Origin of the sequence: Rhodococcus sp. ACS1 (genome assembly GCF_002300155.1) — a bacterium.
GTDB lineage: Bacteria > Actinomycetota > Actinomycetes > Mycobacteriales > Mycobacteriaceae > Rhodococcus_F > Rhodococcus_F koreensis.
Genome location: NZ_NSDZ01000003.1, coordinates 35,399 through 53,984, shown reverse-complemented (window position 1 = coordinate 53,984; position 18,586 = coordinate 35,399). Strand labels below are relative to the sequence as shown.

Annotated in this window: 16 protein-coding genes; 4 read left to right on the top strand and 12 right to left on the bottom strand. The window is 65.3% G+C overall.

The genetic code is table 11. From position 1 onward, the window contains the following. Positions 1-45: 45 nt before the first annotated feature. From CJ179_RS10795 to CJ179_RS10780, 4 genes are all read right to left on the bottom strand, one after another. On the bottom strand, positions 46-1,341 hold the full coding sequence (locus CJ179_RS10795; protein ID WP_095861486.1) for an NAD(P)/FAD-dependent oxidoreductase: 1,296 nt from the start codon (positions 1,339-1,341) through the stop codon (positions 46-48). 28 nt (positions 1,342-1,369) lie between these two features. Beyond that, positions 1,370-2,086 (bottom strand): SDR family NAD(P)-dependent oxidoreductase, encoded by a 717-nt coding sequence (locus CJ179_RS10790; RefSeq protein WP_095861485.1) that lies wholly within the window; start codon positions 2,084-2,086, stop codon positions 1,370-1,372. Positions 2,087-2,322: 236 nt separating this feature from the next. Then, positions 2,323-3,297, bottom strand: coding sequence for a LysR family transcriptional regulator (locus CJ179_RS10785; protein ID WP_072945066.1), 975 nt, complete (start codon positions 3,295-3,297; stop codon positions 2,323-2,325). Between the two features lie 178 nt (positions 3,298-3,475). After that, a complete protein-coding gene (locus CJ179_RS10780) occupies positions 3,476-4,132 on the bottom strand; it encodes a TetR/AcrR family transcriptional regulator (protein ID WP_095861484.1) in 657 nt (218 codons plus the stop codon). Between CJ179_RS10780 and CJ179_RS10775 the strand changes: the two genes are divergently transcribed. Both CJ179_RS10775 and CJ179_RS10770 read left to right on the top strand, forming a co-directional pair. After that, positions 4,110-4,700, top strand: coding sequence for a DUF2867 domain-containing protein (locus tag CJ179_RS10775; RefSeq protein WP_095861483.1), 591 nt, complete (start codon positions 4,110-4,112; stop codon positions 4,698-4,700). The genes CJ179_RS10780 and CJ179_RS10775 overlap by 23 nt on opposite strands. A 51-nt stretch (positions 4,701-4,751) precedes the next feature. Further along, on the top strand, positions 4,752-5,174 hold the full coding sequence (locus CJ179_RS10770; protein WP_095861482.1) for a hypothetical protein: 423 nt from the start codon (positions 4,752-4,754) through the stop codon (positions 5,172-5,174). A 9-nt stretch (positions 5,175-5,183) separates the two neighbouring features. Here CJ179_RS10770 and CJ179_RS10765 read toward each other — a convergent pair whose 3' ends face one another. The 3 genes from CJ179_RS10765 to helR all read right to left on the bottom strand — a co-directional run bounded on the left by CJ179_RS10765 (position 5,184) and on the right by helR (position 8,764). Continuing rightward, positions 5,184-5,963, bottom strand: coding sequence for a DUF899 domain-containing protein (locus CJ179_RS10765; RefSeq protein ID WP_095861481.1), 780 nt, complete (start codon positions 5,961-5,963; stop codon positions 5,184-5,186). Positions 5,964-6,084: 121 nt separating this feature from the next. Next, positions 6,085-6,501, bottom strand: coding sequence for a hypothetical protein (locus CJ179_RS10760; protein WP_072945059.1), 417 nt, complete (start codon positions 6,499-6,501; stop codon positions 6,085-6,087). A 100-nt stretch (positions 6,502-6,601) separates the two neighbouring features. Beyond that, complete coding sequence (helR, locus tag CJ179_RS10755) at positions 6,602-8,764, bottom strand: RNA polymerase recycling motor ATPase HelR (RefSeq protein ID WP_095861480.1); 2,163 nt, start codon at positions 8,762-8,764, stop codon at positions 6,602-6,604. Between the two features lie 426 nt (positions 8,765-9,190). Between helR and CJ179_RS10750 the strand changes: the two genes are divergently transcribed. Then, positions 9,191-9,970, top strand: coding sequence for a DUF899 family protein (locus CJ179_RS10750; protein ID WP_072945055.1), 780 nt, complete (start codon positions 9,191-9,193; stop codon positions 9,968-9,970). 273 nt (positions 9,971-10,243) lie between these two features. Next, positions 10,244-11,695 carry an NF041680 family putative transposase gene (locus tag CJ179_RS10745; RefSeq protein ID WP_257015423.1) on the top strand — a complete coding sequence of 484 codons (1,452 nt, stop codon included), beginning with the start codon at positions 10,244-10,246 and terminating at the stop codon, positions 11,693-11,695. 362 nt (positions 11,696-12,057) lie between these two features. Here CJ179_RS10745 and CJ179_RS10740 read toward each other — a convergent pair whose 3' ends face one another. From CJ179_RS10740 to CJ179_RS10720, 5 genes are all read right to left on the bottom strand, one after another. After that, positions 12,058-13,350 carry a DUF2637 domain-containing protein gene (locus CJ179_RS10740; protein WP_095861478.1) on the bottom strand — a complete coding sequence of 431 codons (1,293 nt, stop codon included), beginning with the start codon at positions 13,348-13,350 and terminating at the stop codon, positions 12,058-12,060. Positions 13,351-13,507: 157 nt separating this feature from the next. After that, complete coding sequence (locus tag CJ179_RS10735) at positions 13,508-13,879, bottom strand: hypothetical protein (protein ID WP_095861477.1); 372 nt, start codon at positions 13,877-13,879, stop codon at positions 13,508-13,510. After that, positions 13,876-14,658 carry a ParA family protein gene (locus CJ179_RS10730; protein WP_011600537.1) on the bottom strand — a complete coding sequence of 261 codons (783 nt, stop codon included), beginning with the start codon at positions 14,656-14,658 and terminating at the stop codon, positions 13,876-13,878. The genes CJ179_RS10735 and CJ179_RS10730 overlap by 4 nt, the downstream gene beginning before the upstream one ends. Positions 14,659-15,922: 1,264 nt before the next feature. After that, positions 15,923-17,158 carry a hypothetical protein gene (locus CJ179_RS10725; RefSeq protein WP_095861476.1) on the bottom strand — a complete coding sequence of 412 codons (1,236 nt, stop codon included), beginning with the start codon at positions 17,156-17,158 and terminating at the stop codon, positions 15,923-15,925. A gap of 409 nt (positions 17,159-17,567) precedes the next feature. Continuing rightward, positions 17,568-18,149, bottom strand: coding sequence for a hypothetical protein (locus CJ179_RS10720; RefSeq protein ID WP_257015422.1), 582 nt, complete (start codon positions 18,147-18,149; stop codon positions 17,568-17,570). Between the last annotated feature and the right edge of the window lie 437 nt (positions 18,150-18,586).

Sequence of the window (18,586 nt, the reverse complement as noted above, 5' to 3'; positions counted from 1 at the left end):
GAGGTCAGGGGGTTGGCACAGCGTCGGGATGCGCGGTCGCGACGGTCACTTGACGATGCGGGCGGCGTCGCCGACTGTCGCGGCGTAGGCGTCGAGAAGCCGTTCGGTGTCGGCGATCTGGTCGTTCCAGATGTCGCGGGGGATATCGATGCGGTCTTCGGCCTCCTGCAGTCGCGCGACGTAGGCGGCGACGTCGGCGCCACCCGGCCCGGCCTGCTCGTGCAGGGTGATCATGCGTTCGGCGATCTCGGCCTGCCGGCCGTAGACGGGGATCTGCGGGCCGCGCGGCGCTGCCATTCCGATGTAGTAAAGCTTTTCGAGGCCCTGCGGGATGATGCCGCCGGCGTGGCGCAGCGGTCGCTGGTTGCGGCGCGCGATGAGGGCGTCGTCGACGAACGGCACGCTCGGGTGGAACCCGGTGGCCCACAGGATGGTGTCGTACTCCCTCGCCGATCCGTCCGCGAAGTGGACGGTGTTGCCGTCGAATCGGGAGATGTCGTGGCCGACGACGCCGACCCGGCCGTGGTGGATCCAGTACAGCAGAAGGTCGTTGACGACGGTGGGACCGTCCGCGAGCGTGCGGTGCTTCGGAACCGGCAGCCCGGGGTAGTCGGCGTTCTCGCCGATCGACACCCGGGCGAGCAACCTGGCGATCAGGTCCTGTTCGGAGGGTGAGAACTCGGCCATGAACGGCAGTTCCTGGCGCGGGCGGCCGAAGTACATCTTCGGCTGGAAGTACGAACCGTGCCGCACCACGATGTCGGCTTCGAGACGGTGCTGGGCGACGTCGACGGCGAGGTCGCAGCCGGAGTTGCCGGCCCCCACGACGAGCACACGGTTGCCTTCGATGTCCCCGACGTTCCGGTAGCTGCCGGAATGAATCTGCTTGCCCGCGAATGTGCCCGGAACGTGGGGCACCTTGGGGTCCCACAGGTGTCCGTTGGCGATCAGCACGCCGTCGTAGGTGCCGGCGCCGCTGGTGGTCGTGACGTTCCACCCTGCCGATCCGGTGGGGCCGTCGGTGTCCACGGGAGTGACCGACAGGACCTCGGTGTCGAACGAGATCCGCTTGTCGTGCCCCCGGGCACGGGCGTAGGAGGCGATGTAGTCGCGGATCTGGTCGCGCCGCGGGAAGTGCGGGTACTCCGCGGGCATCGGAAAGCCCTCGAAGTGGGTCATGTCGCGGGAGGTGATCAGGTGCAGGGCGTCGTAGTCGGTGTTCCAGTGGCCGCCGACGCGATCACTCTTCTCGTAACAGTCGACCTGGTAGCCACGCTCGGTCAGCACGTTCAGGGCCGAGAGTCCGGCCGCGCCGGCGCCGATGACACAGTAGGAAGTCATGGTGTTCCTTTCGAAGAGGGATCGGACGTCAGCGGATGACATCGCCGCCGGAGAGGACGATGGTTTCGCCGGTCATGAACGCGGCGTCGGGGCCGGCGAGGATGGACACCCAGCGGGCGATTTCCTCGGGTTCGGCCACCCGGCCCAGCGGAATGCCTGCGGCCGCGGCGGCCATCCGGCCGGTTGCCGCGTTGCCGGGTGTGTTGACCCAGCCGGGCGCGATGGCGTTGACGCGAATTCCCCTCGGCGCCAGCTCCAGTGCGAGTTCCTTGGTAATCATCACCACCGCTGCCTTCGATGCGCCGTAGAGCATCTGTCCCGGCGAGACCGTGAAGGCGTCGACGGACGCGAAGTTGACGATCGCGCCGCGCTGCATGTGCGTCACCGCCTCGGCCGCGACGTTGAGCACGCCGAGGACGTTGACGTCGAACACCGTGCGGTACAGGTCCTCGGTGAAGTTTTCGAGGGTGCTGGGCGGGTAGATGCCGGCAATGTTGGCTACCAGCTCCAGGGACCTCGATCCGTCCGCGAGGTGATCGGCGATCGCGCGGCCGACGGCCTCCCGCGACGTCACGTCGACCTCGACGGTCCGCACCGTCGCACCGGGCGCCTCGAACTCCGTCGCGACGCGGTCGAGGGCGAGGACGTCCCACCCCTCCTTCACCAGAGCGGCCGCCGTGCTCTGTCCCATCCCGCTCGCCGCACCGGTGACGACCGCTGTCTTCACTTCGCCCAGGCCTGCCATCGTGAACTCCTTCGATCGACTTTCGCCGGTGTGTTCCAGCCCACACTAGACTTGCTGTTTCCCCAGTCTGTGCGACGCCTGGGGGCTCGTAAACGGCATAGTCACAGCGCCAGTTCTAGGTTTTACCTATAGATACCGGCGAATGTTGAGCGTTGGAATCGGCGAGGTTACTGCCGTATTTCGCGGGGAGCGGGATGTGTCACAGCGATGCCACGACGGGCGGAGGGGCGGCGGTCTCAGCGCCCGTTCTCGTTCGCCGCCGTCCGGGTGGGCCGTCGGCCGCTCCACCCCGAGGCCACACTCTGCAGAGCGGAGATGTGACGGTGGGCCAGGGACATGAACTGCCGGGTCGCCGGGGACAGGCTCCCGCTCGCGTGGGTGACGAACGCGAAACGCTCCTCGTAGGGCGGGTCGAGCGCAACCCACGTCACCTTGTTCGCGCTCTCGTGCGACCGGGCGACGAGATAGGAGACGAGGGTGTCACCGATTCCGTCGGCGGCAAGCTCCATGGCCGCCGACTGGAACTCGACCTCGATGGTCGGCGCCACGTCCACCGACGCCGCCTCGGCGCGTGCCGCGATACTGCGGCGAAGCGGGTCGTCGGCCTGCCACCGGGCCTCCGACAGGATGAGCGTCGCCCGGGACAGATCCTCGATGGAGATCGGCTGCCCCGTTCGATTCGCGTCGGCGCTCACGTACACCACCTCGTCCACCAGAACGGGGTCGCTCACGGCGAGGCGGGTCTCGTCGATCGGCAGCTGGACGAGTCCCGCCTCGAGATCGCCGTTGCGGACCGCGTTCGCCACCTCGGACGAGTTCAACCCGACGATCTTGACCTTGACCTGGGGGTGCAGCGACCGGAACTCCGTGATCAGCGGTGTGAGGAGGTAACGGTGCGCGCTACTGAACGTGCCGAACGAGACCTCGCCGCCAGTCAGCGTGCGGGCCTCGCGGGCGGTGGCCGCGAGGTCGTCGGCACTGCGCACGGTCTGCCGGGCCAGCGGAATGATCATTCGGCCGACGTCGGTCAGCTGTAGCGTCCGGTTCGTCCTCGTGAACAATTGCGCGCCGATGTTGCGCTCGAGCCGTCGGATCTGCTCGGACAGGCTCGGCTGGGCCACGTGCTCGGCCGCGGCTGCGGCCGAGAAGGATCCGGCCTCCACCGAGCGCAGGAAGTACCGCAGCTGACGCAGAGTCGGCCCTTCGGACATCGGCAGAAACCTTCTCGATAGGAGCTTCCTTGGTCTGGAGTCCCAGTATGCCGCACACCGGCCGGCGTCGACGCGCTGAAACGGCGCCATCACAACACCTTCGACGCACTCCGGAACCACCGATACGGAACGTCGAGAAGGAATGCGCGATGACGGTGATCGAGCCGCGTGTTCCCGGCTACGGGCGCAGGAGGAATTCTCCGGCGAGCCGGATGGCTTCGCGTTTGGTGTACCCGGGGTGGTCGGCGACGATGAAGTGGCGGCCGATGGCGAGCCCGAACATCAGGGTGCTGCGCGCCTCGATCTCGTCGGGGTCGGTGACGAAGGTGCCGAACATCGTGCGCAGGAACTGCATCCGCTCGTTGTCGATGCGCTGCAGGCGTGCCGCGACGGACCGGTCGTGGTGCGCCCAGGCCCGGATCGCGAGGTCGATCCTGTGCAGGTCCTCCGAGTAGGTGAGTTGACCCACGCGCCGGATCCGCTCGGCCGCGTCGCCGCCTTCGGCGTCGGCCTGGGCGATGACGGCCTTGGTGCAGCGGCGTTCCCACTCGTCGAGCATCTCCGTGAGCAACGCGGGCCTGCCGTCGAAGTAGCCGTAGAACCCGCCCTTCGTGACGCCGAGTTCGGCGGCGAGTGCCTCGACGCGGACGGCGTCCGGTCCTCCTCGCGCGAGGGCGTCGAGCCCGGCCTCTATCCAGCGGGCTCGTGTGGTGCGGGCGACGGCGGGAATCGGTCCACCTCCATTGATCGCGGTCAATTTGTACGGTACCGTATAGATGAAATATACGGTACCGTATAGATCGGGGACGACAGTGCCACGAATAGCAGAGGCCACCTACACCGAGCAGCCCTGGCGCATCCACGAATTCACGAGCGACTTCGACGTCGAGGACGTGTGGTCGTATCGCACTCCGGGAGCCGGTCCGGACGACTTCCCCACAATGCTCGCCGCGATGCGGGCTCAGGGCGGACTCGGGAAACAGCCCCGGGTCGTGAGATTCCTGTTCGCCGTCCGGTGGAAGCTCGGCGAACTGTTCGGCTGGGACGATCCGTCGGCGGGCGTCGGCGAACGGGTCGCCTCGCTCCGCGACCGCCTGCCCGACGACCTCCGCGACGCTCCCCGCGGCCCCGACGACGCAGGCATGCCGCTCACAGCGGTGTACGAACTCGACACGGAGGCCGCCCGCGAACTGGCGAACACCACCGTGCACACCGTGATGCATCTCGGCTGGGTGCAAGCAGCGGACGGCGACTACGGGCTCCAGATGACCGTCCTCGTCAAACCCAACGGCCGGTTCGGGCGGCTCTACATGGCCGCCATCGCACCGTTCCGGCATCTCCTCGTCTACCCGGCCCTGACCCGGCAATGGGAACGCGCCTGGCGTGACTACGCCGCGAGGTGAACAAATCACTGTTCCCGATAGGAGACGGCCCCAGCCGGGTACCTTCGTGGCATGGGTGACGAGGCCATCGACCCCGTGACGGCGTATGAAGCGCTCTCCGCCGGCGCGCGCCTCGCCCTGCTGCGAGACCCCGAAGGCATCATGCCGCCGCAGTTCATCGGGCAGGTGATGGCCGTGTGCGGGCACGCGTGCGTCGTGGGCATCGCCGGTGGACCCGATCCGGTTCCGCAGATGGCGATGCTCCAGGGGCCGCTCTCGGAGTACCTCGCCCAATGCCGGTGCGTCCTCGACTCGTGGTGGAACTCGCTGACGCCGCGAACCCGGGCGGGCATCAGGTGCCGCGAAGCGGTACCCGAATCGCTGGCACTGCAACTGCCCAAGCACATTCCGTGGACGGCAGTGTCCACGCCCGGTTCTCACCTGCTGGTGCGCGACTATCTGGAGCTGCAGGCGACGGGCTACGAACTGATGTAGATCGCGCGGTCAGTCGGGGGTCTTCTCTCCTGAAATCGCGTCCGGTTCGTATTCGTCGTGGCGGCGCAGCCAGCTCATGAACGGGTCGTCGCCGCGGCGCGGTTCCGGTTCCCAGTCCTCCTGACGACCGCGCGCGGTGAGGTCGAGCCAGTGATAGGTGCCGACGAGCATGTCGGTGGAGCGCGCGTAGCCGGAGTAGGTGTGGAAGACGCGCTCACCCTGGCGGAGGAAGGCACTGACGCCGTGCTCCTCGCCCGACCAGCCCTTCCACGCCGGGTCCATGCGCTCGAGTTCCGCCTCGTCCTTGTAGTTGTATTCGACCGGCGCGACCGACGCGTCGATAGTCACATGGAAGTCGTAGTTGAAGTTGCTCCCGAGCGAGGAGTACCAGGGGATGGTCCAGCCCATGCGCTGCCGGTACTGCTCGAGCTTGTGCAGGGGTGCGCGGGACACGGCCGCGAACGAGGTGTCCCGGGCGTAGAGGTGGCGGAGGTCGCCGACGTTGTCCATCGTGAACGTGCAGGACGGGCATCCCTCGTCGGCGTCGGGTTCGAACATGAAGTGGTAGATCAGGAGTTGGCCGCGGCCGTCGAACAGGTCGACGAGCCGGGCCCTGCCCCCGGGACCGTCGAACTCGTAGTTCTCGGTGATCTCGACCATCGGTAGCGCACGCCTGGCGGCGTTGACCCGGTCGCGGTGGCGGGTCAGCTCCTTCTCCTGTGCAAGTAACTCGCGCCGCGCGACGAGCCATTGCTCGCGGGTGGTGACCTGTGGATCGGACGCTGTCATCGTTCGTCTCCTCTCGAAGGGCACCTGTAATCCTCGCAGGAGACTCTCTGCGATGGCTCCCCGACCGCGCGCGCTACCTCGCCTCACGAATAATTCGCGTCGACGCGAACTCGCGCGGGTCCTATTCGAAATGGGCCGGTCTACACCCGTAACTTTGTGGCATCCGGTACCAAGGACTGTGCCGAGCGATTTCACCACACGCCGAACACCTGATGCGCCGCGGCTCGTTCACCACCAATTTGTTTCCGACGAACGTATGCACGATGAGCGACTTCGAGTGGCTCGCGTCCACCAGGCCGGTGAAGACGAAGTCGTACATGGTCAGCAGCCGTCCGCAACTTTGACAGGACAGTCTTTCGAGGTAGTACTCGTCACCGGCGAGCATGCCCGGCCGCAAGTCCAGGAGCCGCTCCATCTTCGCTATGTCGACTGCATCGGATTTCGTCGACTTGGTTTCGTCGTCGAGTTCCGCCTGGCTCGGCCCCGACTGCTCGAATTCCTCACGGGACAACGAAACAACGCTGTTGTAGTCAGCCATTTCTCCACTCCCACTTCCCAGAATTGCCCGCCTTCGAACACGACCGGTTGGTTCTCATCCTTGTCGGCGGCCTCGGGATTGTCACTGGTGGTTCGCTTCTCTAAACGAAACCACCGCGGCGACGCCAGGAGCTCGTGAGGATGACGAGTCGCTGGGTGGCCCGGGTCATGGCGACGTAGCGGTCGACGGCACCCTCGATGCCCTCGCCGAACGACTCCGGGTCGACGAGCACGACGAGGTCGAACTCGAGCCCCTTCGACAGCTGCGGCGACAGCGACCGGATGCGCGAGGTTGCCTGGAACGTCGGATCGCCTATGACGCAGGCGATCCCGTCGGAGTTCGATGCGAGCCAGGTGTCCAGGATCGAGCGCAGATCCGAAACCGGGCCGCGGACGACGGGAATGCCGCTGCTGCGGATGGAGGTCGGCACGTTGGCGTCCGGGAGCGCGGCCCGGATCACCGGTTCGGCTTCCGCCATGACCTCTTCCGGTGTCCGGTAGTTGATGCTCAGCGCGGCCAGGTCGATCCGGTCCACCCCGATCCGTTCGAGACGTTCCCGCCACGACTCGGTGAACCCGTGCCGGGCCTGGGCCCGGTCGCCGACGATGGTGAAGCTGCGGGACGGGCAGCGCAGCAGCAACATCTGCCACTCCGCGTCCGTGAGTTCCTGGGCCTCGTCCACCACGACGTGCGCGAACGGTCCCGCCAGCAGATCGGGGTCGGCACTCGGCAGAGCGGTCTCGTCGACCAGGGACTGCTGCAGGTCCTGGCCGCGCAGCATCGACATCACGAGCAACTCGGAGTCATCGGCCGCGATCAGATCGTCGACGACGGTGCTCATCCGGGCGCGTTCGGCGGCGACGGTGGCGTTGTACCGGCGCTGCCGGAGCGACGCCTCCGGGTCCCCGAGCCGCTGCCGTGCCGCGTCGAGGACCGGCAGATCGGACACCGTCCAATTCTGGGCGTCCGCGCGCTGCAGTGCCCGAACCTCGCCGGGGCTGAGCCAGGGCGCACACTTGCGCAGGTAAGCGGGCACCGACCACAGGTCGCCGACGAGATCGGCGGCCTCGATCATCGTCCACGCGTTGTCGAGGGTTGCGCGCAGTTCGTCGTTCTGCAGCAACGACTTCCGAATCTGGGCCGCGGGAGCGTCGCCGTCGTACTTGTCCACCAGGATCGTGAGCAGCAGCTCCCAGATCTGTTCGCGCGCTTCGTTGTGCGGGGTACCGGGCTCCGGCGCTTCGAACGCCTCGGCCCAGTCTTCGGCGCTCAGCCAGATGTCGGACCAGTCGGTCGCGACCGTCATGCCCTTGGCAGGCGGCTCCTCGTAGAACTTCACGGCCGCGTCGATCGCCTTCACCAGATCTGCCGACGACTTCAGCCGCGCCACCTCCGGATCCTGCTCGACCCGGGCGGTGGCACCCTCGGTGACGAGGTCCCGCAGCGTGCAGAGCTGCACGCCCTCCTCTCCGAGACTGGGCAGCACGTCGGCGACATACGCCAGGTAGGGCTCGTGCGGGCCGACGAACAGCACGCCGTGACGGAGCCGGGGATCGGAGTACAGCAGGTACGCGGCGCGGTGCAGCGCAACGACGGTCTTGCCCGTACCCGGACCGCCGTCGACGACGAGGGCGCCGCCGGATCCCGCGCGGATGATCGCGTCCTGATCGGCCGCGATAGTGCCCAGCACGTCACGCATCCGGGCCGACCGGTTGCTGCCCAGGCTGGCGATGAACGCGGACTGGTCGTCGAGCGCGGCGTTCCCGTCGAACCCGTCCGGAGTGAAGACCTCGTCCCAGTAGTCGCTGATCCGGCCGCGGGTCCAGCGGTATCTGCGTCGGCTGGCCAGGCCCATCGGGTTGGCGTGGGTCGCGCCGAAAAACGGCTCGGCCGCGGGGGACCGCCAGTCGACCAGCAGCTGATTGCCCGCGCTGTCCATGAGGCCGAGGCGTCCGATGTACACGGGCTCGGAGTCGTCGGCACCGACGATGTGCCCGAGGCACAGGTCCAGGCCGAATCGGCGCAGGGCGCGCAGCTGAGCGCTCAGGTCGTGAACCATCATGTCCCGCTCCATCGCCTCCTGACCGAGGCGTCGGGGCGCCTTGCGCTCGGAATCGATACGGCGGGACAGATCGGCGATGGACTGCTCGAGGCTCTCCTCGATCGCCGCGAAGTGCCGCTCGTCGCCGGCGATCAGCGCCGGGTCGGCCTTGGGCGCGAGGTGGTCGGGAAGGTCGAAAGCGCCGGCAGTAAGGGGTCTCACGTCAACAACTCCGATCTGTCGTGGGTGTTGTGGATTCAGATTTTCGGCGCGCACTCACGACTCCCATTTCGGCAGGTTCCGGGTCAGGCCGGTAATTCTGCGACACCACCCGGGCCTTGCCGCAAGCCCCGGGGTGCGCTATACATTGAAAGTGGAAGAGAGTTGCACTCATTCCTCCCCTCGTCCGATTCGGACCGTCAAACCCCTTTGCGCAGTAAACCCCCGTCGATTCGACGCGGGCAAGGCCCGCCCGAATATTCGAGACGCGCATACTCGCGTTCGGAAGTCGAATCAGGTGGACCGTCAGTACATTTGACGATGTTCGTCAGCGTCGCGATGAGTTTCGGCCGGATCGCGAGTCCGTACTCGTGACCGGCTTGGGACGCCGCACGACTCTGCCCGGCACGAGACACCACGGAGGACACCATGACGACCACGCCGAACGACCCGACCGCCGCGCTGCCCGGACGTCCGCCCGTCGTCGACCGAGCCACCTGGCAGGCCGCCCGCGACGAACTCATGGTCCGCGAGAAGGCCTACACCCGTGAGGGCGACGCCCTCGCCGCGGCCCGGCGCCGGCTGCCGATGGTGGAGTTCGACGGGACCGTCGAGGTCGTCGGACCGGGCGGCCCGGTACCGTTCCTGGACCTGTTCCAGGGCCGCGACGAACTCGTCGTCTACAAGCACATGTGGCACGACGGCGCGCCCCACCAGGGGCAGTGCGAAGGCTGCACCACCACGGCGTGGCACGTGAAGGACGCCGCGTACCTCAACGCCCGCGGCGTCTCGTACGCCGTCCTGACCACGGGCCGGTGGGACGAGGTGGCCCCCTACGTCGAGTTCATGGGCTACACCGAACCGTGGTATTCGGTGCGCGACCTGGACGCGCCGGTCGGCGACAGCATGGGTTCCCTCACGTCCTACCTGCGGGACGGCGACCGCGTGTTCCTCACCTACTCCACGACGGGCCGCGGCAACGAGCGGATCAACAGCTCCCTCGGCCTGCTCGACATGACGCCCTACGGCCGCGGCGAGGCGTGGGAAGACAACCCCGAGGGCTGGCCCGAGGGCAGGAACGCGTGCTGGTCCTGGCGTTCGGACGCGGACGGGAACGCCACCTGGGGCCCGACCAGCCGTCCCGTACCGCAGTGGACCCGCCCCGGCGCGACCCCCGTCGAGACCCTCGGCCGGAACGGCCACCACTGACGCGCGCTGGACCGAGCAGTCCGAGCGACGGTATCGATCACGGCAAGCGGAACTCTCGACGCGAACTCGAACACTTGATCCACTGAGAACGTGGATCTGACCCAACTCTCCGACGACGTCGAGCACGTCTTAGCTTGTCGTTTAACCTCTGCCGTGGCGTGGGGCAGTTGGTGCTGGTGTTGTTCGGCGTGTCGCAGCGGCATGAGGCGACCACCGCCTGATCATCTTGAAGTTCCTTCCAGAGAACTTTCGAGACGAAGACAGGCGGTGGCCGTGAGTATCAGTGTGCCCGATCGGCGGGCGGTCGGGGAAGAATCGGTCCCCGATCCGCGTGTCGACCTGGTGTCGTTCCGCGAAGAGTTCTACCGGTCCCTGCCGGCCCGAGGTGATGCTTTGTTCGAGTTGACCGATGCGCTGCTGTGTTCCGGCACCGCGGTTCGCACCCTGGTCGAGTTGTCACTGGCCGCCGAGCATCGGCGCGGTCACGGCGCCTTGTACGACGCAATCAACTGCGGCCGAATAGATTACACTCGGCTGCGCCGCGCCCTCGGCGGGCTGACAATCCCGCGTGATCGCGGCGGCCGGATCGTGTTGGCCGTCGACATCAGTGCCTGGTTGCGCCCGGATGCACCGACGAGTCCGCAGCGGGGGTTCTGCCACGTCTACGGCCGCGGGAAGAATCAGGCACAGCTGATCCCGGGGTGGCCGTACTCGTTCGTCGCCGCCCTCGAGACCGGCCGTACCTCGTGGACGACGGTGCTCGACGCGGTCCGCCTACGCCCCGACGACGACGAAACCGCTGTGACGGCCACCCAGGTGCGTGAAGTGATCACGCGGTTGCGCGACGCCGGGCACCACCGCGACGGCGACCCGGACATTCTGCTGGTGTTCGACGCCGGGTACGAGCTGGCCCGGCTGGCGTTCGTGCTCGCCGATCTCCCGGTGCAGGTGCTGGGTCGGATGCGTTCGGACCGGGTGCTGTGCTTCCCGGCGCCGCCACCGGGCCGTACCGGGCGCCCACCCCGGCACGGTTCCGACTTCAAATTCGCCGACCCCCAGACCTGGCCCGAACCCGAGACCACCACCAGCACCGACACCGATCGCTACGGAACAGCCACCGCTGCGGCGTGGAATCGGTTGCACCCGAGGCTCGTCCATCGTGGCTCGTGGGCGGACCACCCGGGACCGCCACCGATCGTCGAAGGCACGGTGATCCGGCTGACGGTCGATCACCTGCCCGGGGACCGGCATCCCAAACCGGTGTGGCTCTGGTACTCACATCCTGGTGCGGGAACCGCCGATATCGACCGATTGTGGCAGATGTTTCTGCGGCGCTTCGACCTCGAACACACCTTCCGTTTCTTCAAGCAGACGTTGGGGTGGACCGCCCCGAAGCTCCGCAGTCCCGAGGCGGCCGACCGCTGGACCTGGATCGTGCTGGTGGCCTACGCCCAACTCCGGCTCGCCCGTCCTCTGGCCGAGGACCTACGCCGCCCGTGGGAACGACCCGTCCCACCAACACGATTGACGCCGGCACAGGTTCGTCGAGGGTTTTCGCGCACCCGCGCGACGATGCCTGTTCCGGCCAGTGCACCGAAACCCAGTCGACCCGGACCCGGACGCCCACCCGGATCGAAAAACACCCACCGCGCACCGCATCACCACGTGGGCAAACGCGCCGAAACCAAAGCTAGAAAACCCGTCGGGGCCGCCTGCCCAGGTTAAAGATCAAGCTCAGGTGAACTGTGTAAATCACCAGCGTCCAACTTGCAACGCGGCCGCCCGCCTACCTGCAATGCGCAAATGATCGCCGACGTTGTTGCGTCCGCTTAGCGGCCCACACGTCCGGTTGTCCGTTGCATCCGAATCGGACGTTGCGTTGCCAATCTCGCACTGTCGGCGTTGCGTTGCAACTCCGTCTGGTTGGTCTGCAACGTCGGGCCGTGTTGCGGTCAGAGGCGCTGGGTGTTGCGGCGGTTCGGGAGTCCCTGGGTGTGGGGTGTGCTTCGTTCCGTTAGTCCGTACTCTCCCCAGTCGAGCCGCGGAGAGTGCGGACCGGCCGTCGCCGCCCTGCTGTGGGCGGGTGTTCAGAGTGTTCCGACCAATGTGTACTGCGGATCGAGCGTTGCCGCATTGCGTCCGTCCGCAATCTCCTCGAGCTCCGGCAACGGGGGCGTCCGGAACCCGGCGTCGACCGCGCGTTGCGCAACCTTGTCGAACCGGCGCATTGCGGTGCTTGCGGCCTTGGCCCGCGTGAGGGTGGCGATCTCCGCGTAGCTGTGCTGTTCGATGATCCGCAGTCGGGCCGTCTCCTTCACTACAGGCTCGAAGTCGGCGCACGTTTCGATGAAGTCGAGGAGGTTCTCGATGGTCTGGGCCTCGTCCGGCAACACGAATGGCTCCTGCGAGTCCTCGAGCGCATTGCCGACCTTCACTGCATCGGCATTGCGTCCGTCCAGTGCACTGCGCGCAACGTGCTCCTCGGTGAGGGTCGCAACATCGGTGCGGTCATCTGGGTTCGTTTCGGTTGGTTGCGCGGCATCCGCAACGCCAGTGGAACTCTCAGGTCTGGTCACGGCGGCCTCACGGCTGTCGTCGAGTGCCGAGGAGTCGTCTGCCGTTGCAACGTCGGCGAACTGCGCAACGGTTTGAGCAATGCGCGGCGCAACGTCGGGGTCCTGAGCAATGCGCGGCGCAACGTCGAGGTCCTGCGCAACGTCGGGGCCCTGAGCAATGCTCGGAGTAACGATGTCCGCAATATGGCCATCGTTCCGTTCGGATGCCGGCATCGACTCAGCCGCCACCGTTTGATAATCGGTCGTGTTGTCCTCGCCGTCCCGCTGTTCGCGGTCGCGGGTGTCTCGGACGACCGTCGTGTACTCGGTGTGGGCGGTGCCGATGGCCTTGATGAGGATTCCGACACCGTGGGTGAAAGCCAAGACCAAAAGTGGCGGGATGACTGCAATGAGCGATGCGCCGGTTGGAGTCAGTGGGGTGTATCCCAGGTCGATGCCAGCCGCAGCACTCCGTGCGGCGGCTTCCCCGGCGCGGTAGGCGTGGTAGGCGTTGCCGAAGACGCTGATGAAGACGACGACCACTGCGAGCCAGAGGAAGAAACGCTTCCCCGTTGCGCTGCCGTTGATTTTGCTTAGCGCAACGATGGCGATCGTAGCGCCGAGGATTGCGCCGTCGACAATGGCGGGGAAGATCCAGGTGAGGTAGTGCGGGATTCCGGCCTGCAATGCGAGGTCGCGTTGCACAGCGAACGACAGCACGAACGCTCCGGTGGTGATACCGACCGCAATGGCGATCGCAACGATTAGGGCCGCAATGAGGGCGCGGAGCTGGATTCGTGCTGCTCGGATACTAAGGTCGTTCATGATCGGGGTGTCCTTCCACGGGGGTCCCGGTCCACGAGGCCCCCGCCGGCGCAATCGGCGGGGGCCTCCTTATGTTGGTGCGGCCAGTGTGTTTCGGTGGGCGTACCTCGAACCACGAGCGCCCACCTAGCATTGCTAGCTAGTGCCACTATTGGCGCTAGCAGCCATTCTTGGTGAGATACTCGATGAGCGCGGCGTCAGTGACCGACGAAATGGTGATGCTCCGATCCCCGGTCTCGTAGCGCAACTTGTCCACACCGCGCGTCAGGCGCGCCTTGGTCGAGGGCCGCAACCGTACGTTGTGTTGTTCGCTGAGCTTCTCGACATGCGATGCCGCCTCAGGTGCAGGAGACAAGACCGGCGTGACGGGCACGTCGGCGACAGGTCTGATGGTCGATTCGGTCGGAAGTTGCGTCGGCTGCTCGTCGACGGCGGCCGGGGTGGGGTCTTTGACGACCCGGGGGCGCTCAGGAAGATCTGCGGCAGGGTGCGCCGGCCGGCGGATAGCGGGTTCACGTTGGACGCTCATACGGTCGCTCCTGCGGTCTTGATGGGTAGTTCGTTGAGAAGGTCGGTGTAGGCGAGCTGCAATGACAGCGATTTTCCGCCTGTGAATTTGTGGATCGGGGTGCGCGCGCTGTGTGCGTCCTGCCGCGTGGCGTATTCCGGGATGGTGGTGCGCGCGACGAGGTCGCCGTAGACCTCGCGCAGTTCGCTCTCCCGGAATCGGTGTTCGCCTGTCCCCCGCTGTCGGCTGAGGACGATCTTGTCGATAGCCAGGTTCGGGTTGGGGCGTCGCTGGACGTTCTCGACGGTTTCGAAGAGCTTGGTGACGCCTTGAACGCTGTCGATGGTGGGCTCTGTCACTGCAATGACCCCGTCCACTGCACAGAAAACGGCGAAGAGGAGTTTGCCGAGCGACGGTGGGCAGTCGAAGAGGACTGCGTCGTAGGCGGAGAGGTCGAGGCCCTCGAAGGCGATGTCGAGGCGGAAGATGAGGTCGTTGGCCCCATCCGATTCGATGTTCGCGAGCGTCTGGTCGGCCGGTATCAGATCGACGCCGTCCCATGGGGTGGCAATGACGGCGTCGATCGCCGTGCCCGACTCGGTTCGGCTCATCAGGTCGTAGGTTGTCAGCATCTCGTCGGTGATGGTGACGCCTACACCGTTGGTGGCGTTGCCCTGGGGGTCGACGTCGACAATGAGGACGTGTCCGCCGGCGTTGCTTATTGCGCTCGCGAGACCGAGGGTCGTGGCGGTCTTGCCCACTCCCCCTTTCTGATTGCAGATCGCGCATTTGCGTGTCATGACTTGGTTTCCGTTCCGTCGAGGCCAGGAGACTTCCAGATGCGCGCGATGAGCGTTAGTGCAACTCCGCACGCTCGCGTAGGGAGCATAGCCAGGCTTGGCTGCTGAGCTAGCTCGACACGCCGAGCAACGCTAGCGTTCTTTGCTAGGTGAGATAGCGTGCATAGCGTAACTAGCGTCTCTAGTTTGGCTTTCGTAGCGATCGTCGCTACGGACGCAGACATAGCTATGACCTCTACAATTGCGACCCTATCTACGGTGTCTGTAATCGCTTTGCTCGCAACACTTACTGCACTAGTTCTCATAGCGAAGTTAGATACGACCGAGCCTATAGCGATGACAGCAACGATCGATAATTAAACTTCTCTAGCAAGCATCGCGCTCGTAGTTTTGTTCGCACTCATAGCTCTGCAAGCAACCTTACGACCCCTAGACTGCGTAGCCAGCCTAGTAAGACTAGAAAGGCGAGTCAGCCTAGACATACGAGCGTCCATAGACAACGGCGCTACTGTAGCGCTCATACGGCGTCTAGCTCACGTAGATATCGTTGGTGGCATATCTCTGATAGAGACGATTGCGAGAATTGCTGCGCTACAACGAGTAGCTGTGATCGTCTTCATAGCAGAACTGTCCGCGATATGAAGACTAGAGACGATAGCCCAGATAGCTCGGATAGGTGCGCTTCCCCTCCTGCTACCAAAGTAGATCCCGTCAATGCTATAGGAGCTAGCGTTGATATTTCAGCAGGTCGGGGGGTCGCCGCCACAACTATGCACGAGGCACCGTCACGCGAAACGCATCCCTCCACCAGATCGCATCCGCCTAGGCACTGCGGAACCCGGCGAAACAGAGCAAGCCGGCTTCGAGTCTTCACAGCTCGACATGCTGCCCGAGCAGATCTCGCCCCGGATCAACCGAGCACGATTTTCGGGCTAGCCGCGCTCCGCTAGCTAGGCTAGCGTCCTTATCTCGGTGCGCGAGAAGTGCTATTTCCGCCAGCGGCCTTAGTGCAACGGTCACTTCACCGCTAGCTAGTACTTCACTCCTAGCAGCAGTAGGCGGGCGCGCAATCAACGCTCGCATAGCTAGTCAAGATAGCCGGAATAGCGTTACTACGCTATTTAGTATCTCCAGCAACGCTAGGTAGCCTTACTAGCATCGCACAGTGCGGTTACGTCGCTTCCCAACGAGCGCACATTCGCTGGACAGCGCGTCGCAGGGAATCGGCAGGACGTGTGAATCGGGTGTGCACAGAGCCGACGGTTCAGGGCATTAATCGGTGGGCGAGTTGTTCGGCGTTGAGTTGCCTAATGGCGTCGTCGACGGCGTGGCGGTCGGTGAGGTCGACGCCTCGCTCGGCAAGCGCCGCGGCCACCTGTTTGGCGGGGCCCCAGGCAGTTTCATCGTCAAACGCGTCATGGAACTCAGGTAGGAAGGTGTCGACAGCATCAACGACGACGCTGATCCACTGGCGGTCGATCCCCTGTTGGGTCAACGCGAAGGTCAGCCATCGGCGAAACACGAAGGGCAGTGCGTTGCGTTGGTCGGCGTCGAGGACTGCTTTGCGGGGAAGCCAATCTGTAAGCAGCAACATCACCTCGCCCGGGCTCCAGCACAGCGGTCCGGCGCCGATGTAGCCGTCGCCGTAGTCCAGGAACAGCTCGGCCAGCGACCGGCTCACGTCGTCGTCGCTTCCGATATCGGTGAGGAAGTCCTCGACCAGTTGGCGGCGCCCTTGCTCGGGTAGTCCGGCGTGTTCGGGCCATTCTGGCAGGTAGTCCCGGCAGCGGGACCATGCCAGCGCCCGGTGATCGAAAACGTCCTCGTCGTCGGTGCGGGGCCAGGTCATGTCGGTGGTGCGCAACGCGTGCGCGAGATCAGCGAGTACCTCGGCGACCAGGGCCGACTGGAGCGGCATCGGTGCCTCGTCGGGCTCGCGCAGCTGGTCCCACGTGGTGGCTGCGCCGGGATTCAGGACAGCGAGCTTGTCAATCATCAGCCCGCCAACGTGGTAGATATGTGCCATCAATGTGTGTGGGCGGGGTCCGTCGTATTCGATGAACAGGACCCGTTCGCTGTCGTACACGTCGACCGCGCGCCACGCCACGGTCGGAGTCCACGGCTCGACGGTGTGCCAGGCCGGCAATGGTTGGGTTTCGGCCAAGATGTGGAGGGTGTCGGTCAGCATGGAAAGGTCGGCCGCAGGTGCGACCCGCGCGAGCGCGTCGATCGCGGCCAGTGAGTGCGGAGACGGTGTGGTGCATGCTCTTCCGGTGACCTGCATACACAGTTGATGCTCGGGCTCGCGTTCTGTCACTGCCGCCGTCGACCACGCCTCGCCGAGCCAGCCGCTGGCCCAGGTCTCAGCGGTGAGCACATCGTCGATTTCGAGGAGTTGCCGGGCGTCGCGCAGCAGAAGATCGGCGGGGTGGAGTTGCCGGGGAGCACGGCGAACGGGTCGGCTTTTGCCGCCCTTGCGGCGGCCTCGGCTCTTGGGCATATTCGCAGTCCACCACAGACACCGACCAAGGCGCCATCACGACGCGCCGTCCGGCGAGATTCCGGCGACGTCCGTATCTGCCGTCACGTGACAGAAACTGTAGATAGCCGGGACATCAATGCTCGCCTAACTATTCGCAATAGCTAGAGTTACCTAGCGCTGCTAGCTCGCATTGCTAGCAGAGCCAGGTCAGGTTGCTTGGCTGCCGAACAGCTTGGAAGGACGCTGTGCCCGGTGAGGGCGAACGCTGGGGTTGTGCGCCGTTGAAAAGTCTTCACCAAGGAAGACGGGGTGAACCGCCTGCCGTGCGAGAGGGGTCGACCTCGATGGCCAGGCATACGAGGCCATCTCGGAACTGCTGGTGGGCAGGTGGTGCGGTGTTAGAGCTGCGTCTGCCCACGATCAGGCATCAGGTGTCCCTCATGGTGACGTTCTTGCGAGCTGGACCGCGAACCACGACTGCGGTTTCCACGACTGCGCGTGCCTCATCGGAAAGGGCGAGAATCGCGTGATCTCTAGCCTGGACCGTGGCCTCGTCGTAGGCGTGGACAACGACATTGTCGTCGGCCCACACAGAGGAGCGGTCGCATGCTCTGATGAATGCGTGATTGTGCGCTACGACCCGGCACTGATCGAAGGCCGTAACCGTTGCGTGGGTATAGGCCCAAAGATGAACGTGCCCTGTGACTTCCACGGTCGCTGCGTCAGTGGCGACGATGTGCGCGGTCGCAGGTAGTGGTGAGTCGAGATGAATCCGTGCTTGTGATCCAGCGGTAAAACGCAAGGTCCATTCGTCGCCTGCCGTCGCGAAGGTGTGGTTGTCGAGTTCGATTAGCTGACCTGCAGTGTCAACCACGACTGTGCGGGCGCCGTTGCGGAGACGCTCGCGGATCGAGTCTGCGTTGCGGCTGATGCGGGGAGGCGCCTGGACTCGACTGACATCGACCCGCGGGTGGCGTCGGGTCGATCGGGACACGGTGTTCTTACCCACGAGCGCACTCCGTTCTGTGCAAGTCGGGCACGGTGATTCTCGCAGGATATGGCCCATACACGGTAGCGAGTGGGATGTCGCTCGGCGCGGTGTCATTGTCCGCGGCCGGTCCGACCAGCGTTCCCGTGTGGATGGTGCGCCGAGGTTCGATGAGCATCGTTAGGCTGCCCGCTTTTGGGCGCCAGGGTGGCGCGGATCTGTTCCATAAATGCCTTTTGGCGCTCAGGCGAGGCCGTTGCGCGACGAGCTCGTTCGCGTTCGGCGTCACGCGCAGCCCGCAGCTGTGCGCTGCGCGCGGCCTCTGTGGCGCGTTGCTCACTGGGGGAGAGGCCCGACCAGTCGATTCTGGACAAACGCCAGGTCAGATATCCGATTGGCGAGCGCACCGCGTTTGGCCAGAGCTCACCTCGCGACACTGTGTCAGCGGTCAAAGCTTG

Bases quoted from the DNA above. Each gene is read 5' to 3' on its own strand.
- CJ179_RS10795 (WP_095861486.1), bottom strand. From the start codon at position 1,341: ATGACTTCCTACTGTGTCATCGGCGCCGGCGCGGCCGGACTCTCGGCC.
- CJ179_RS10790 (WP_095861485.1), bottom strand. From the start codon at position 2,086: ATGGCAGGCCTGGGCGAAGTGAAGACAGCGGTCGTCACCGGTGCGGCG.
- CJ179_RS10785 (WP_072945066.1), bottom strand. From the start codon at position 3,297: ATGTCCGAAGGGCCGACTCTGCGTCAGCTGCGGTACTTCCTGCGCTCG.
- CJ179_RS10770 (WP_095861482.1), top strand. From the start codon at position 4,752: ATGGGTGACGAGGCCATCGACCCCGTGACGGCGTATGAAGCGCTCTCC.
- CJ179_RS10765 (WP_095861481.1), bottom strand. From the start codon at position 5,963: ATGACAGCGTCCGATCCACAGGTCACCACCCGCGAGCAATGGCTCGTC.
- CJ179_RS10760 (WP_072945059.1), bottom strand. From the start codon at position 6,501: ATGGCTGACTACAACAGCGTTGTTTCGTTGTCCCGTGAGGAATTCGAG.
- CJ179_RS10750 (WP_072945055.1), top strand. From the start codon at position 9,191: ATGACGACCACGCCGAACGACCCGACCGCCGCGCTGCCCGGACGTCCG.
- CJ179_RS10740 (WP_095861478.1), bottom strand. From the start codon at position 13,350: ATGAACGACCTTAGTATCCGAGCAGCACGAATCCAGCTCCGCGCCCTC.
- CJ179_RS10735 (WP_095861477.1), bottom strand. From the start codon at position 13,879: ATGAGCGTCCAACGTGAACCCGCTATCCGCCGGCCGGCGCACCCTGCC.
- CJ179_RS10730 (WP_011600537.1), bottom strand. From the start codon at position 14,658: ATGACACGCAAATGCGCGATCTGCAATCAGAAAGGGGGAGTGGGCAAG.
- CJ179_RS10725 (WP_095861476.1), bottom strand. From the start codon at position 17,158: ATGCCCAAGAGCCGAGGCCGCCGCAAGGGCGGCAAAAGCCGACCCGTT.